The sequence below is a fragment of the Thalassotalea sp. 273M-4 genome (genome assembly GCF_041410465.1).
GTDB lineage: Bacteria > Pseudomonadota > Gammaproteobacteria > Enterobacterales > Alteromonadaceae > Thalassotalea_A > Thalassotalea_A aquiviva.
The window spans coordinates 1,184,238-1,200,082 of the sequence record NZ_CP166961.1 but is presented as its reverse complement, the minus strand read 5'-3'; the positions used below and the strand labels follow the sequence as shown (position 1 = coordinate 1,200,082).

The 15,845-nt window shown below is 40.1% G+C and carries 12 protein-coding genes; 5 read left to right on the top strand and 7 right to left on the bottom strand.

What is annotated here, in order from left to right:
• The first annotated feature begins 205 nt into the window (after positions 1 to 205).
• A complete protein-coding gene (locus tag ACAY00_RS05430; RefSeq protein ID WP_371378329.1) occupies positions 206 to 2,365 on the top strand; it encodes a M3 family metallopeptidase in 2,160 nt (719 codons plus the stop codon).
• A gap of 118 nt (positions 2,366 to 2,483) precedes the next feature.
• Here the strand turns inward: ACAY00_RS05430 and ACAY00_RS05425 are convergent, their stop codons facing one another.
• The 3 genes from ACAY00_RS05425 to ACAY00_RS05415 all read right to left on the bottom strand — a co-directional run bounded on the left by ACAY00_RS05425 (position 2,484) and on the right by ACAY00_RS05415 (position 7,710).
• Positions 2,484 to 2,825, bottom strand: a complete 342-nt coding sequence (locus ACAY00_RS05425) for a VanZ family protein (RefSeq protein ID WP_371378326.1) — start codon at positions 2,823 to 2,825, stop codon at positions 2,484 to 2,486.
• 169 nt (positions 2,826 to 2,994) lie between these two features.
• Complete coding sequence (locus ACAY00_RS05420) at positions 2,995 to 4,422, bottom strand: hypothetical protein (RefSeq protein ID WP_371378323.1); 1,428 nt, start codon at positions 4,420 to 4,422, stop codon at positions 2,995 to 2,997.
• A gap of 444 nt (positions 4,423 to 4,866) precedes the next feature.
• A complete protein-coding gene (locus ACAY00_RS05415) occupies positions 4,867 to 7,710 on the bottom strand; it encodes a trypsin-like peptidase domain-containing protein (protein ID WP_371378319.1) in 2,844 nt (947 codons plus the stop codon).
• Between the two features lie 257 nt (positions 7,711 to 7,967).
• Between ACAY00_RS05415 and ettA the strand changes: the two genes are divergently transcribed.
• Positions 7,968 to 9,644 carry an energy-dependent translational throttle protein EttA gene (ettA, locus tag ACAY00_RS05410; protein ID WP_371378316.1) on the top strand — a complete coding sequence of 559 codons (1,677 nt, stop codon included), beginning with the start codon at positions 7,968 to 7,970 and terminating at the stop codon, positions 9,642 to 9,644.
• Positions 9,645 to 10,495: 851 nt separating this feature from the next.
• Here ettA and ACAY00_RS05405 read toward each other — a convergent pair.
• Positions 10,496 to 11,074 carry a hypothetical protein gene (locus ACAY00_RS05405; RefSeq protein ID WP_371378313.1) on the bottom strand — a complete coding sequence of 193 codons (579 nt, stop codon included), beginning with the start codon at positions 11,072 to 11,074 and terminating at the stop codon, positions 10,496 to 10,498.
• A gap of 176 nt (positions 11,075 to 11,250) precedes the next feature.
• On the opposite strand from ACAY00_RS05405, the gene ACAY00_RS05400 reads away from it, so the two are divergent.
• Positions 11,251 to 11,985 (top strand): hypothetical protein, encoded by a 735-nt coding sequence (locus tag ACAY00_RS05400; protein ID WP_371378310.1) that lies wholly within the window; start codon positions 11,251 to 11,253, stop codon positions 11,983 to 11,985.
• A 190-nt stretch (positions 11,986 to 12,175) separates the two neighbouring features.
• On the opposite strand, the gene ACAY00_RS05395 is transcribed toward ACAY00_RS05400, so the two are convergent.
• The 3 genes from ACAY00_RS05395 to ACAY00_RS05385 form a co-directional block, all read right to left on the bottom strand.
• A complete protein-coding gene (locus ACAY00_RS05395; RefSeq protein ID WP_371378308.1) occupies positions 12,176 to 12,460 on the bottom strand; it encodes a GIY-YIG nuclease family protein in 285 nt (94 codons plus the stop codon).
• Positions 12,461 to 13,041: 581 nt separating this feature from the next.
• Positions 13,042 to 13,356, bottom strand: coding sequence for a BolA family protein (locus tag ACAY00_RS05390; RefSeq protein ID WP_371378305.1), 315 nt, complete (start codon positions 13,354 to 13,356; stop codon positions 13,042 to 13,044).
• 7 nt (positions 13,357 to 13,363) lie between these two features.
• On the bottom strand, positions 13,364 to 13,972 hold the full coding sequence (locus tag ACAY00_RS05385) for an alpha-ketoglutarate-dependent dioxygenase AlkB (protein ID WP_371378302.1): 609 nt from the start codon (positions 13,970 to 13,972) through the stop codon (positions 13,364 to 13,366).
• A gap of 147 nt (positions 13,973 to 14,119) precedes the next feature.
• Between ACAY00_RS05385 and ACAY00_RS05380 the strand changes: the two genes are divergently transcribed.
• Positions 14,120 to 15,277 carry a methyltransferase gene (locus tag ACAY00_RS05380; RefSeq protein ID WP_371378299.1) on the top strand — a complete coding sequence of 386 codons (1,158 nt, stop codon included), beginning with the start codon at positions 14,120 to 14,122 and terminating at the stop codon, positions 15,275 to 15,277.
• Positions 15,274 to 15,843, top strand: coding sequence for a YajG family lipoprotein (locus tag ACAY00_RS05375; RefSeq protein ID WP_371378295.1), 570 nt, complete (start codon positions 15,274 to 15,276; stop codon positions 15,841 to 15,843). The genes ACAY00_RS05380 and ACAY00_RS05375 overlap by 4 nt, the downstream gene beginning before the upstream one ends.
• The last annotated feature ends 2 nt before the right edge of the window (positions 15,844 to 15,845 follow it).

Here is a 15,845-nt window from a genome sequence, read left to right as displayed (position 1 = left end):
AGAAGATAAGCGAAGCCCAAACAACCGACTCATAACGAAAAAAGCCTTTTCATTGCAAAACGTCCCTTATTATTTGTTACTTGCCCTAAATTAATGGCATCTTACCCCCTATTCGTTTACAAAGTCGCAGTGATAGGATAAAAACGATAGTGAATATTATTTTAAGACCAAAATGGTTATAAAAACGATAAGGAAGATTTATTTAATGAAAGCTTACGCTCTTACCCCAATTGCCTTAGCAATTGCTTTGGCTGGTTGTGGCCCAAAACAAGTAGAAACAACGACAACAGCCGTTACCGAACAAGTACAAACAGTCACAAACAGCAACCCTTTTTATCAAGAGTACGACACGCCGTTTGGCATCGCGCCATTTGAATCAATTAAACTTGAGCATTACAAGCCGGCAATGGACAAAGGCATTGCTGAGCAACGTGCCGAAATTGATGCCATTGTCAATAATCCAGATGCACCTACGTTTGCAAACACCATTGAAGCAATGGAAAAAAGCGGTGAGTTGCTTAATAAAGTAGCAAATGTGTTCTACGGATTGATTGGCTCAATGTCATCACCAGAAATGCAAGCTATTTCAAAAGAGATGGCGCCTAAGTTTTCGGCACTAAGTGATGACATCAACCTAAATGAAGACCTGTTTAAACGAGTTAAAGCCGTTTATGATGCCAAAGACAGTTTAGAGTTAAACACCGAACAAAAAACCTTGCTAGAAAACACCTACAAAGGTTTTGTTCGCGGTGGCGCTAACCTTAGCACAGAGCAAAAGGCAGAATTACGTCAACTTAATGAACAAATCTCTAAATTAAGCATTCAATTTGGCGAAAACTTATTGAATGAAACCAATGATTTTGAGCTCATCATTGAAGATGAAAAAGATCTTGATGGTTTACCTGACAGCATCATTGCAGCCGCTAAAGCAACAGCGAAAGAACGTGGCAAAGAAGGTAAGTGGGTATTTACCACTCATCGTCCTAGCTTTTACCCGTTTTTAACCTACTCGACCAACCGTGAGTTACGTGAAAAACTATTCTATGCCTATACTCACCGTGGCGATAACGACAATGCCAATGACAACAAAGCCATCGCAGCAGAAATTGCTTCTTTACGTTATCAACGTGCACAATTAATGGGGTATAAAACCCACGCCCATTTTGTGTTAGAAAACAACATGGCCAAAACACCAGAAAATGTTTACGGTTTATTAAACAAAGTATGGCCTGCATCTTTAGCTCGGGCGAAACAAGAAGTGGCTGATATGCAAGCATACGCCGATAGCGAAGGTGCAGATTACAAACTGGAAGCTTGGGATTGGTGGTACTTTTCAGAGAAAGTTCGTAAAGCTAAATACGACTTAGACGAAGAAGCAACCAAACCCTATTTTGAGCTTAACAATACCATGCAAGGGGTATTTTACACTGCCAATCAACTTTGGGGTGTTACCTTTAAAGAACGTAACGATTTACCTAAATATCACCCAGATGTGACTACCTATGAAGTAATTGACGGTGATGGCTCGGTCATTGGTGTGTACATGACTGATTTTTATGTTCGACCATCAAAACGTGGTGGTGCCTGGATGAGCTCTTTCCGTAAGCAACATAAAATGTATGGTGAAGAAGTTAAGCCAATCATTTATAACGTATTAAACTACCCTGCACCTGTTGACGGTAAACCCGTCTTATTAACCTTTGATCAAGCCTCTACCTTATTCCATGAATTTGGTCATGCTATTCAAGGCTTATTATCTGATGGTTATTACCGTTCATTAACAGGTACGGCTTTACCACGAGATTACGTTGAATACCCTTCTCAGGTAATGGAAAACTGGATGACAGAACCACAAGTTCTGGCTAACTTTGCTCGACACTACGAAACGGGTGAAGTTATTCCAATGGAAATGGTTGAAAAAATTCAAGCCTCAGGCAAGTTTAACCAAGGTTTTGCTACCACAGAATACATGGCAGCGGCGCTATTGGATTTAAAATGGCACACACTTGAAACGACCCAAGTTCAAGATGCGGATAAGTTTGAAGCCGATGCGTTAGCCGACATGGGGTTAATAAAAGAAATTGCCCCTCGTTATCGCACCACCTACTTCTCACATATTTTTGCCGGTGGGTACTCATCTGGTTATTACGGCTACATCTGGTCAAATATTTTTGATGCTGACACTTGGGAAGTATTTAAAGAGAAAGGTATTTTTGATCCAGCAACGGCCACCAGTTACCGTGAAAATGTACTTGAAAGTGGCGGTACAGAAGACCCTATGGAAATGTACAAACGTTTTCGTGGCAAAGAGCCAAACCCAATTCATTTATTAGAGCGACGTGGATTAGTAGGTAACACTCAATAAGTTATTTAACTTAAGCAGTCGCTTTTAGCCATTAAAAACCCCTTAGAGATCTAAGGGGTTTTTTATTTACAATAACAAAGAAGGTGAGCGCAGGGAGCTAACACTTACAGGGAGAGTCTTAATTCCCCTTCTGACATCGACCTACTAGCCATTTTATTGCGATAAAACCAAGCGCTATCCCCACTAAGTCGGCAGCGATATCGGCAATTGAGAAAAATCTATGGGGGGTAAAAGATTGCATCACTTCAATTAACACCCCATAACCAAGTAACAATGTAAAATAGCGCCAGCCCCGTAGCCAGTTTGATAAATACAACAAGGCCGCTAATACCGAAAACGCGACAAGATGATTTAATTTATCCCACACCTTTATCACGATAGTGCCTTCAAGTGGCATTAAGGCCAAAGCGGTCACACTTAGCACGGTAAATACAAAACAACATCTAAAAAATAACTGCATAATTTTATCACTATAAGAAACGGAACAATCAAGTGACACATTTTTCTGCGCCAACACTTTAAGCGCAGATCATACATACCTGGCTTAGATATAAAAACACTTAAAATCACCTCACTTGCAATACATTAAGTCGCAACTAAAAGTGCTGCCGATTTTGTTATTTCAGTGGTTATATCGGGCGATATTGAGAGTATTCTTTTAACTGCTGTGATAACTCTTCAATTTTCTGTTGTTGCCTTGCCATTTTTTTTGTCAGTTTGGTTTTTACTTTACGTTCTACCGTCATCCGATAAATCGCCAATACGACAAAGACCAATAAAATTGCCCCTATCAGTATGATGTTACGTTGAACGGCAGCTCTTTTTACTTGTAAGTCCTTTAGTTGAGTGTCTTTTTTCAAGTCTTCTAGCTGTTTATTTAAGCGCTCAGTATTAAAGCGAGCTAATTCGGTATTTAAGGTATGGTTACTGATGCGGTTAATGCTGACCTCAAAATCATGTAAGGCATTAACGGCTTCATTATAACGCCCTTGATGGGCATAGATAAGAGCAAATAGGCTGGCATTATTGGCTTGCAAAATTTGATTTTCTTGCTCTTTCGCTAAGGCATCAGAGCGTTCAACATACTCGATGGCATCACTGACTTTGCCTAGGCGAATCAGTCCTTTAGCTAAATCATGAAGACTGCCAGAAAGGGCTGCTCTATTATCTATCTTCATACCATACTCAACCCCTAACAGCCCATATTCTACGGCTTTTTCAGCATCGCCAATTTCATTGTAAAGTCCAGATAAGTTGTTTAAGCTGAGGGCGATATTGTAGTCATCTTTTTCAGCAACGTAGTACTCATATGCTTGTAGGTTATATTTTTCTGCTAAGTCAAACTGATGCGAATATTTATAGGCAATTCCCAAATCAGAGTAAACTAGGGCTAATCTGGCTCTATCTTCAATCTGTTCTCGTTTTCTTGCCACCTCTAATAACTTAGGAATAGCCACATCCATTCGTTTTAGAATCAAATACAAACCGGCAATATTAAAGGCAATGTCGAGAACATCTTGGACACTACCGTATTGTTGATACAAGGGCTCAGCTATTTCAAAGGCGGTTAAGGCATCGCTGTATTTATTCTGCCGACCATAACTCAAGCCTATGTTGTTTAATAGATTTGCCTGTTTTATCGGCTCATCTACGGTTTGAAAATACGACAAAGACTTTTTATATGCGACTAACGACGCATCGATATCACCATTAAAATAGTTAAGCACACCGATAAGCTTGTATGTTTCGGCTTCCTGTTCCGCTAGGCGCTCTTTATTGGCTAATAACCGCGCTTGCTCAGCGATGCTTAGCGCTAGGTTGAGTTGCCCTAACACTTGGTAATTTTTTGCTACTTGATGCAGAACTTCAAGTTCTTGCATAACAGATAATGCCTTTGAATCTCGAAGCGTTAGTAATGACGTAATGGCTTGCTGTTTATCCGTCATAGCGTAGATTTGGGTTAATTGTGTTTTGATATCACGGCTGTAGGACGGGGCACTAAAGAAGTAAAAAAAGCAGGTTGCTGCGATTATAATTTGGGGTAACACTTTGTTCATCTACACTTCCTTGGCGAGCATCAGCACGCATTTTAATCAATAAACCAAAACAGTTCATTTGTTCAAAGCTTTAGCTGATGTTAAAACGTTTACTGTATCTTGTTGGTTTTACGGTTAAAGCCACATCAGGCGAATATATCAGGCCTGACAAACAATCCATTTAGCAATATTTAAGGCCATTTTTTTTGGTTGCAAAAATGTCGCTAAAGAATCGAAATAGTTTGTTTTTAACACCAATATAGTGGCTAATAATCCTTACTAATCAAATCATTATATCGGTCTAAAATGAAAGCTCAATGGATATTTAGCGAACCTAGCAGATCGCTTATATCTTGGCCAAAATAAGGCTGATAAACAGACTGCCCACTAAAAACAATAAGAAAAATAAGGACGTAAAAGAAACAGAGCGTAAATCGCTCTGTTTCTTTTATTAAAGATTAAGGTTTATGGCGTAGATGAATGATCAATGGTTTGCCATTGACCATCTTGATACTTCACTTCATAAAATGGCCAATAATGGTTGTCCACTCGCAAAGCAATCACACTGGTGTTGTTGTTAAAGTCGAGCGTTTTCAGTAACACCGATTCACCATGTTCTTTGCCTTTAACCGCATTCACTAAATCGCGGGTACTTTGAATCGGTTGGCCATCAATTTCAGTGATCCTGCGCATTGCAAAAACACTGTAACGAGTCGCTGGTGAGCCAAAGTTATAACTGGCGACATAGACCCCCTCTTTACTCATACCGCGTCGCTGTGCACCTCGATGTGGGGCATGTAGGTATAAACCTGACCAAAAAAATACTTGTTCGATATCTTGGCCCATTAGTTTCGAGGTTTTCACCTTATTGGTATAAAGCTTACCTTCTCGAGCATAGGTCACCTCAACTTCAGGTATCTGAGTAAGGCGCTCAACTTGCCGAAATGTTGAGACGGCAACGTCGTTGATGGCCAATAAAACATCGCCGCGTTGAAAGATATTGTCACTGTCTGAGTCGGCGAATACATTGTAAATGGCCAACAGTTTTTTATTGCCTGTTGAGGCTTGTTGAACTTTGTCTATCCATGCTTTAGGCACCCCTTGTTGTAGTGCATACACTGGCGGGATTTGAGTAAGACCAACCTCAAGTGAATAGAGCTCGTGTTCGCCTTTGGCTAGGGCTATTAACTCATTTACATATTCACCATGAATGCCGGCTAAAAACGAACTGACGCCCTTACCATTGCTTTCACTTTGTTCAAAACTGGCCCATAATGCCGCTACTTCGTTGTTACTATTGACCAATATGCCATCAATACTGTTATTCGCATTAACCAAATGAATTCCTTCCATATTGGTTTGCAAATATTGAGGAACATTGTAATCTTGTAACCACAACTCTTGAATTGTATCGACGCTGGTTCTGCGATACTCAATTTCACCCTCAAAGTTAATGCCAATTTGCAGTACTTCATCTTCTTTGGTTAAGCGCTTATTAGTAAAGGTCACTTCACTGACTTCAATCTCATTACCTAACTCGTGAACAGGGTATGAAATTAACGCCAAATTATGAATTGGGTGGACATACTCGACTTTGCCGGTGATTTCCAACTGGTTATCAAAAACCAATTTGACGTCACCTAACATACTCACAACGATGGTTTTATCTACAACCACCAGACCTTTCTCGGCGTCAACAATAACACCAGTACCATAACCCATTCGATTGTTGCTTCGCCCTTGAATGGAATATGGCGAGGTATAATTCACCCGCACTAATGCTTTGGTAATTTGGGTAAAAGGATCGTCTATTTGCTTATTAACCACGTTTTGTAGCTTTGCTGTTACTGTCTGCTTTACTGGTTCTGGGCTTGGCAACGGTTGACATGGCCAATAACCTAACTTTTGATTTTGTTGACAAAATTTTTGCACAAACCAATTACGATTAACCTCCATTAAGCCATAGTTAGACTTGGTTGGGTTTTGTAAAGTCACATATCGTACATGTACCTTGGTGCCATCAGGGGTAGCGTTTAGAACCTTAACGTAATCGTTAATATTTTCAATGGCGACGCCATTAATGGAAGTAAGGACATTGTGATTGTTAATGCCAGCTCGTTGTAAAGCCGCGCCAGCAAAAGCGACGTATACCCCTTGCACTGGCTTATTAAAGTGACGAGCTTGTTGATACGATAGAGTATGATAAATACTGCCATCAAATTCTAAATACGCTGCAGGACTTAGCTGTTGTAAATCATTTACCGTTAAACGAACCGTCAACGACTGTCCTGCTCGTAAGATCTCTGCCTCAATGCTTTGATTTACATGGGCATTTAATTGAGTTTCTAGAGCAATAAAGTCCACCACTGATTGTTGGTTAATACTCAATAAAATATCACCTATAGCCAACACATCGGCGGCGCTTGATTGTGGTATTATCGATTCAATAACCAATAAACCTTTAAGATTTTGATATTTATTACGATACTCTGTTTCAAGTTGGTCCGTTAACCCTAAGCGTTTAAGCTCGGCATAAGGGGTAGATTTAAAGGTTGTTTGAATACTTCCACGAGCAATGTCTTTGCTTTGCTGCAGTTTATTGAGTGCTTCTTGGACAAAATGCAAGGGTAAGAAAAACGCATTGGCAGACTTGGTTTGGCTCCCGGCATTTAACGCTACCGCTTCACCTTTGATGTTAATCACGGGGGAGCCCGATGAACCGCCAGTTGATGAAGTCGCGGCCTGAATATAATAGGTATTAAAATCGTTATATTTACCTTTACCATATTCAGGAGCATCGCGGTCTAATCGTGAAATAGTACCGTCTAAAATTGACAATTTTTGGCCTGCATCATTACCAATAATTCGAATATCTTGGCCCACATGGGTACTGGCGGGATTTAATTTAAACTCATGCACATCAAGGTGTTTCACTTGAGAAGGATCGTACGAGAAAAAGCCAAAGTCGTGCACCGGATCAATATATAGAGGGGTTAAGTCGACTTCTTCGTTATTCACCGTGATCGCTTTAGCTGTAATTGGACCTGGCGTTACTACGTGACGATTGGTCAAGATGATCCCGCGTTTCGCATCTACCACAAACCCAGTCGCATAACTGCTGCGATTCCAATTTCCATCAAAACTTACCGGCACATCCGATTGAATGCTGACAATACCACTGGAAACGCGCTTTACGGTTTTATTCCAGCTGCTCTCTTCACTTTTTGCTGTCGTCGTACAGCCCGCGATCAAAAGCATAAGCAAATAACTGCTCAGTATTTGTCTAAACATCTTCAGATCAAGTCTCATTCTTTTTATCCTTAATTGACTGGCTCTATCATCAGCCTAATCCCATTAACGCCCTATAGCAAGTAAACAGTTGTATATATAAAACTTAAAAAAGTTATTTTTTTCATAGACTAAGGATGCAGTTTTGAACCTAAATCGAAGCTCGATAAATTATGGCCAAAAGGAAAAATCCCACTCCGCCTGCACTGCTGATTGACTCATGTGCCATACACTAACTACAATAGCTAGCAATTACTCAATACTAATAAGGATTTAGCATGGCATTGCCTGATAAATTTATTTATTCAATGCACCGCGTCAGTAAAGTGGTGCCACCGAAAAAAACCATTCTTAAAGATATTTCTCTTTCTTTCTTCCCTGGCGCCAAAATTGGTGTTTTAGGTCTAAATGGTGCTGGTAAATCAACCCTGTTGCGTATTATGGCAGGGGTTGATAAAGAATTTGAAGGTGACGCAAAGCTGCTTTCGGGTACCAAGGTAGGCTACTTACCACAAGAGCCACAACTTGATGAGCAAGCAAGTGTGCGGGAAGTAGTTGAAGAAGCCGTAAGCGAAGTGAAAAACGCGCTGGCGCGATTAGACCAAGTGTACATGGAGTACGCCGAAGAAGATGCCGACTTTGACGCCCTAGCGAAAGAGCAAGGCGAGTTGGAAGCGATTATAGCTTCTCAAGATGGTCACAACATTGATAACGTCCTTGAAAGAGCAGCCGATGCCCTGCGCTTACCAGAGTGGGATCAAAAAATAGCCGTACTTTCAGGTGGTGAGCGACGCCGTGTCGCCTTGTGCCGTTTGTTGCTTGAAAAACCAGATATGTTATTGCTTGACGAGCCAACCAACCACTTAGATGCCGAGTCGGTCGCATGGCTAGAGCGTTTCTTACATGACTACCCTGGTACCGTAGTGGCCATTACCCATGACCGTTACTTCCTTGATAACGTTGCGGGTTGGATTTTAGAGCTTGACCGCGGTGAGGGTATTCCTTATGAAGGCAACTACTCTTCTTGGTTAGAACAAAAAGATGCGCGTTTAGCGCAAGAAAAACGCCAAGAGAATGCGCTTGCCAAAACCATTAAACAAGAGCTTGAGTGGGTTCGTCAAAATCCAAAAGGCCGTCAAGCGAAATCAAAAGCTAGGATGGCTCGCTTTGAAGAATTGCAAAGCCAAGAAAACCAAAAACGTAACGAAACCAACGAGCTTTACATCCCTCCGGGACCGCGTCTTGGTGATAAAGTATTGGATGTTAGCCACCTTAAAAAATCTTACAACAACCGTGTGTTAATTGATGATTTAAGCTTTAGCATTCCAAAAGGTGCGATTGTTGGGATCATTGGTCCAAACGGTGCGGGTAAATCAACTTTATTCAAAATGTTATCGGGTGCTGAATCACCAGACTCAGGTGAAGTGAGCTTAGGCGATACGGTTAAACTTGCCAGTGTTGATCAGTTCCGTGACGACATGGTTGATACCAATACGGTTTATCAAGAAATTTCTGAAGGTGCCGATATCATTCGAATTGGCAATTATGAAATCCCGGCGCGAGCGTATGTCAGTCGTTTTAATTTTAAAGGCAATGATCAACAAAAGTTTATTGGCGATTTATCTGGTGGTGAGCGTAACCGGGTACATTTAGCAAAACTGGTAAAAACCGGTGGTAACTTGTTGCTTCTGGATGAGCCGACTAACGACCTAGACGTTGAAACCCTACGTGCACTTGAAGAAGCACTGTTAGAGTTCCCTGGTTGTGCCATGGTTATTTCCCATGACCGTTGGTTCCTTGACCGCATTGCGACCCACATTATTGATTATCGCGACGAAGGTCAGGTCAACTTCTTTGAAGGTAACTTTACCGAATACGAAGAATGGTTGAAGAAAACTCTTGGTCCAGCGGCCGTTGAACCTCACAGAATTAAGTACAAACGCATTACCGCTTAAAGCTTTGCGATAATAAAAAAGGGCCAAAAGGCATGGTCTGATAAAAAACGGGATCTATTTGATCCCGTTTTTTATTTCCATTTTAATTCAACCTATTGTATTTATTGTCTTTTAAATCCTTTCCAGTACGCGAATAACATAGGAAAAGTTAATTAAATCAGGTTAGGGGTTAACAAATTCGGGATCTGAATCGTTGGCGGCCATGACTATATTGTGCCACCCAGAGTCATTAACTAAATCAGAAAAATAAAGCCGTCATCCCATCATGGTTTTAGATGGAATCGCCTTCAGTTTCGATGTGAACTATTCGTCCGAGTTGTGCCATTCTGAATCAGTCACAATATCAGAAAAAGAACATCGTCATTCCATCATGTTTTTAGATGGAACCTCCTTCAGTTTCGATGTGGCTTGAGCTGCCGAAAAGTGCCATTCTGAGTCAGTCACATTTTCAGAAATAGAGCACCGTCATTGCATCATGTTTTTGGATGCAATCTCCTCAAGTTTCGAAGTGACTCGAATGTCGCTTTTGTGCCATTCAAAGTCATTAACTAAATCAAAAAAATTAAGCCGTCATCCCATCATGGTTTTGGATGGGATCTCTTCTAGTTTCGAAGTGACTCGAATATCGCTTTTGTGCCATTCAGAGCCATTCACATAATTAGAAAAATAGCACCAAAGAAGCACGCACACTATCGAAAACAGTGCACGTCATCCCACAATGTTTTTGGGTGGGATCTTTACCAGTTTCGAGGTGAACTGTACGGCCGAGTTGTGCCATCAACAGTCATTGATGAACCAATATTTAACTATCAAACTAAAACCTATTCTTTTGTATATTTTTAGTTCCCTCATTATTCTCTTTTTTGGTAGATGTAAAAACCGACACCACAAAAAACAATCAATATAATCATGAAAAATCCAGGGTCTTCGTCCAAATATATCAATCCGCTATTCGTCGGGAACATGCCGAAAAATAAGGCAAATAAAATAGCCAAAGGCCAAAAAATTAAAACATATTTGCGACTTTCTTTTGCTTCCTTTTCTTTTGTAAGTAATTTTTCAAAATCTTTACCCATCAATCGGTTTCTACATTTTTTAGAAAGATATTGAATAATATAATTAATTTGATAAGCGGAATCACTTTCAGAGATAAAATCAAACTTAAGCGCTTTTTCTAACTCTTCAACACTCCACGACTCAAGAGGTGAATATTGATAATTTTCAGAAGAAAGGGATAAATAAAAGGATTCTATGAATGGGATATGTTCTTTGCTTACATCTCCGTTGTATATGGTTAAGTCTCGATTATTCAACTCGGAAATAAGGGCGATGTAATTATCTAGATACTTCTCTTTATCTATAGTATTGAGAGTTTCATTTAAATCTTTGTAACTATAAAACGTATAATCTTGATGTATATTTTTATTCATTTACATAGCCTAATAAAACTTCTGCTCTTCGCTCATAACGGCCCGTCACGACCATCAAAAACTTGTTTTTAAACAATAACATCATGTATTGTGTATTTACAATTTTTAAAGCTGCCCAACGGCGGCTTTGAGCGATAAGCAGCCGTTAAGGCACTCCTAGTACGTATGGTTAAATAATGAAAAAATTGGCGCTTACTATATTTTTAATGAGCTTTAATGCTCTTTCTTCACCAATCTTTAGTGAATTCGAATGTGGAAAATACGATGAGGGCAAAGCCTTAGAGTTGGACCCTGATAAGTCTTATTTTGACGACCCTATTAGAAGGGGGCCACTTCCTAAAAAAGTTCAAGATTCTGAAATTTATGAATTTCATCAACATTTTGAGTTAAACGAACGACAACTTTTGATTGTGTCGAATCCGGTAATTGCAGCAGATGCTAATGCGCCTTTAGCCTATACAATGACCTTTTATAGAGATAGGTGGAAATATGCCTCGGCACCTGAAGGGCATTTGACTATTCAAGACGTAATTCCTCACGTAATTTATAGGACGCCTTTTGGGGTTTTGGCTGGTGATAATAGAGGAGAGTTTGGTGGAGAGTTGGTTTTCTTTGATCTCGAAAATAAAGTATCAATACTGGCTGACTTAAATGTCGAGGATATTTACAAATTTCCGTTTGGATATGTAATTACTGAGGGAATATCCCACATGTCGAGCGACAGAGGAAACTTATATATAATTACTTTTTCTAAATCTAATCCCGTCATAAATAAATTATATGGATTAATCGGTGCTCCTATAGCCTCTTATAAAACTAAGCCGAATGAGTTGTTAATAAAATCAAAGGGTGGGTACCAGTTGCTGGACGATGCTGGGAAATTAAGTCGTGTAGTTTGTAGCAAGCTATGACCCATACGGCAGAAAATGGTACATTTGCGCCTGTCGGTTAAATAGCGTAAGTATTGATTAATGGTCAGTAGCAAACGGCTGCTGTGAGCGATTTGAAGTCTGATGCGGGTATAGACAAAAAGCGCCGTCATCCCACCATGCTTTTGGGTGGGATCTCCTTCCGCATACAGTGAGTAAGAAAATCGATTTACTATAGTTCCTGATATAAATCTTTCCACTCAGGGTTTACTCTTTTAATAAGTCTTTCTTTCCATGACCTTTGCCACCGTTTCAACCTTTTCTCTCGATAAATAGCACTGTCCATGTCATCAAACAGTTCAAAATAAACTAACTTTTCTAGATTATATCTCTTGCTAAAGCCTTCAGTAAGTTTCTGTTTGTGTTGAAATATTCTTTGAAGTAGATTGCTAGTAACGCCAACATAGATAACATTATTGGATTCGTTTGAAATAATGTATATGGCTGGTTGTTTCATGTTTGAAGTCCTTTTCAAATATATGAACAACTATAGTCGATAATTAAACGGTGAAGTAAAATAGATACTTCGAAACTGGTAAAGATCCCACCCAAACACATGGTGGGATGACGTGCACGGATGCACTAATGCAGGAAGGCTTATGGATGAGCGTATTCTTTCTGTGACGTGCACGGATGCACTAATGCAGGAAGGCTCATGGATGAGCGTATTCTTTCTATGACGAGCACTGTTTTCGATAGTGTGCGTGCTTCTTTGGTGCTCTTTTTCTGAAAATGTGAACAACTCTGATTGGCACTTTTCGGCCGGTCAAGCCACATCGAAACTGAAGGAGGTTCCATCTAAAAACATGATGGAATGACGATGTTCTTTTTCTGATATTGTGACTGACTCTGAATAGTACTAAGCAGCCATAAAAAGAAGGGCTATGAATTAATAATTCATAGCCCTTTCATTAATGTTTAGTTTTATATTTGCACATCAAAATATGCACACGAAAGACAAATGGCTTGGCCAAAAGGCCCTTCTTTATACGAAAAAATATGCCAAATTATGGCCAATCCTTATTCACGAACAAACGGCTATTTATCTTTGCCCATACAGTTAGGCGAGTTTGGCACCATGGTGTCTTGCATGGATTGCCACTGCTCAGGCGTATAGGTATGAATCGCCAGTGCATGTACTGGCCCAGCAAGCTCCGCTGCCAGTGCTTGGTTCACCAACCGATGTCTAGCCAATAAACGCAAACCGTCAAATTGTTCACTAACGACCACTACCTTAAAGTGCGATTCGCTGCCTTTAGGAACATTATGCATGTAACTTTCATTTTGTACCTGCAAATGAACTGGACTAAGTGAATGATTCAGTTTATCAATGATTTGTTGTTCTACAGACATAGGGCTCTCAGCTTTTAATGGGATAACAAATGTTACGAAACGTCAAATTTATCCGCTGTTGCATCGGTTTCGCGGATTTAGGCACACTGTGTTGCCAGTGTTGTTGAAATTGATTTCGCATCAACAGTAAACTGCCTGATTGTAAATCGATTTGTTGCTTTTCACCACTGACTTTATGTCGAATATAAAACTTTCTACATTGACCAAACGACAGTGAAGCGATATTGGGCTGCTCACCCAGTTGTTTTTCATTGTCACTATGCCACCCCATTGAATCTTGTCCATGGCGATATAAATTACACAAAACCGAATTAAACGTCAGGGTTAAGTGATGCTCTAGGTCTTGCTTTATTTGAGCAAGGACATGATGCCATGGTTCAGGCTCAAGCAACAAACCAGAATATTTATAGTGCGCATTGTCATCACCATACCAAGCTTGTAACCTTGGTATCGCGACTTTTTTGCCAAACATACTGATTTCACCTTGTTGCCAGTTAAGGTCAATCAGTAAACGTTCAAAAGTTTGGCTTGCCTGTTGTGCAGGATAAAATTTGGGCCAGTACAGAAGGTCGCCCTGACACAGATGTTGACAGTAATTTCTGGCTTTATGTATCAATGCGTTACCCTCACTGGCGAAATTTTGCAATTTTTGTCATAATGCCCGTCACTTTTGGTCGTTAGGAAATTCCAATCAACATGGTGGGCACAACCATCGTGCTTATACTCGGAGTTTCCATCCACGCATGGATTTAAATTTAACACAATGCAAAGCCCTTTTTTATACAATGGCCGTGCCATCGAATTATCTCGTTTCCCTTTGGCGCAAGTTAATCGCAGTTTACAAGCTTGGGATGCTGCCGATGAGTACCTAATCAACCATCTTGAGCAACAAGACGTGTTGGCCAATGATCCATCCATTGTCATATTTAACGACAGCTTTGGCGCTTTGGCTCTTAATTTATTTGAACATCAACTGACCTTAGTGAATGACTCTTATATTGCCCATGCCGGTATAAAGCAAAATTTTCAAGATAATTTCATTCCGGATGACAACATTACCTACACCCAAAGTGTTGAACCATTGACTCAAAAAGTCGATTTAGTGATTTTGAAATTACCAAAAAGTAATAGTTACTTGGTTCATCAGCTGCAACAAATTCAACAAATTTGCCACAGTGAAACGAAGGTCATTGCGGCGGCAAGAGCGAAAGATATTCACTCAAGCACCCTTAAATTATTTGAAAAGCATCTTGGTGAAACCACAACATCGTTGGCGGTAAAAAAAGCGCGACTTATTTTCGCCGCTGTTGATAGTAATAAACAACAAGCCTTACCAGAACCTAAAGTTTGGTCATTAGACCCTAAGGTAACGAAAACTCAAGAGCTTAGTATTTCGAATCAAGCCAACGTTTTTTCCCGTGACAGCCTCGATATTGGCGCGGCCTTTTTGTTAGCACATCTACCAACTAACCTTGGCGCTCACACCAAGGTGGTTGACTTAGGGTGTGGTAATGGGGTGATTGGGTTAACCTTATTAGCCCAAAATCCGTCTGTGCATGTCGATTTTATCGATGAATCGTACATGGCCATTTCAAGTGCGAAAGCCAACGTCAGCAAGAACTTGCCTGAACAACTCGACCAATGTCAGTTTAAAGTAAACGATTGTTTGACCAATGTAGTTGAGAACTCCTTGGACTTGGTGTTGTGTAATCCTCCTTTTCACCAACAACAAGCGGTCACCGACCATATTGCCTGGCAGATGTTTAAGCAAAGTTATAAATCTTTGAAAGTTGGTGGTGAATTAAGGATAATAGGCAATCGTCAACTTGCTTATCATGTCAAACTAAAGCGCTTATTTGGCCATTGTGAAACCATTGCAAGTAATAAAAAATTTGTTATTTTATCAGCGAAGAAGTCATGAAATTAAAGTTAATCCCTGTTATCAGTATTGCTCTGTTGCTTGCTGCTTGTGCCAGTGAGCCCGAGACCATTACCTTAAAGCCTCAACTGACCAACAAGCCAATGCAGGTTTACAGCACCAAACCGGCATCCTTATCAGTCTATGACAACCGAGCACAATCGCACATTGTTGAAATTATTACCAGCCAAGAAAACAGCTCGGTGATCAACACGGATGTTCCATTAAGTTCGGTACTAGATCAACAATTTAGCCAAGAAATGGCGAATCAAGGATTGGTCTTCAGTCATGAAAACGCCGACTTATCGATTAACTTTCAGGTAAAGCGAGCTCGTACTTACGTCAATCAAGACGTGTTAGATTATCGCGCTAATACCATTATTAAATTAAATGTTATTGTTGAAAATCCGGCTCAAACCTTATCGAAAACATTTACCCTTCGCGCCACAAACCGCGGACCATTAAAAGCCAATGTGGACAAACTGCAAAAGGACTTTAATTTGCAATTATCGAAATTAATCGTCCAAGTTTTAGAAGATGAACAATTACAAAGCTTTATAAAAGGATAATT

Bases quoted from the DNA above. Each gene is read 5' to 3' on its own strand.
- ACAY00_RS05430 (WP_371378329.1), top strand. From the start codon at position 206: ATGAAAGCTTACGCTCTTACCCCAATTGCCTTAGCAATTGCTTTGGCT.
- ACAY00_RS05425 (WP_371378326.1), bottom strand. From the start codon at position 2,825: ATGCAGTTATTTTTTAGATGTTGTTTTGTATTTACCGTGCTAAGTGTG.
- ACAY00_RS05420 (WP_371378323.1), bottom strand. From the start codon at position 4,422: ATGAACAAAGTGTTACCCCAAATTATAATCGCAGCAACCTGCTTTTTT.
- ACAY00_RS05415 (WP_371378319.1), bottom strand. From the start codon at position 7,710: ATGAGACTTGATCTGAAGATGTTTAGACAAATACTGAGCAGTTATTTG.
- ettA (WP_371378316.1), top strand. From the start codon at position 7,968: ATGGCATTGCCTGATAAATTTATTTATTCAATGCACCGCGTCAGTAAA.
- ACAY00_RS05405 (WP_371378313.1), bottom strand. From the start codon at position 11,074: ATGAATAAAAATATACATCAAGATTATACGTTTTATAGTTACAAAGAT.
- ACAY00_RS05400 (WP_371378310.1), top strand. From the start codon at position 11,251: ATGAAAAAATTGGCGCTTACTATATTTTTAATGAGCTTTAATGCTCTT.
- ACAY00_RS05395 (WP_371378308.1), bottom strand. From the start codon at position 12,460: ATGAAACAACCAGCCATATACATTATTTCAAACGAATCCAATAATGTT.
- ACAY00_RS05390 (WP_371378305.1), bottom strand. From the start codon at position 13,356: ATGTCTGTAGAACAACAAATCATTGATAAACTGAATCATTCACTTAGT.
- ACAY00_RS05380 (WP_371378299.1), top strand. From the start codon at position 14,120: ATGCAAAGCCCTTTTTTATACAATGGCCGTGCCATCGAATTATCTCGT.
- ACAY00_RS05375 (WP_371378295.1), top strand. From the start codon at position 15,274: ATGAAATTAAAGTTAATCCCTGTTATCAGTATTGCTCTGTTGCTTGCT.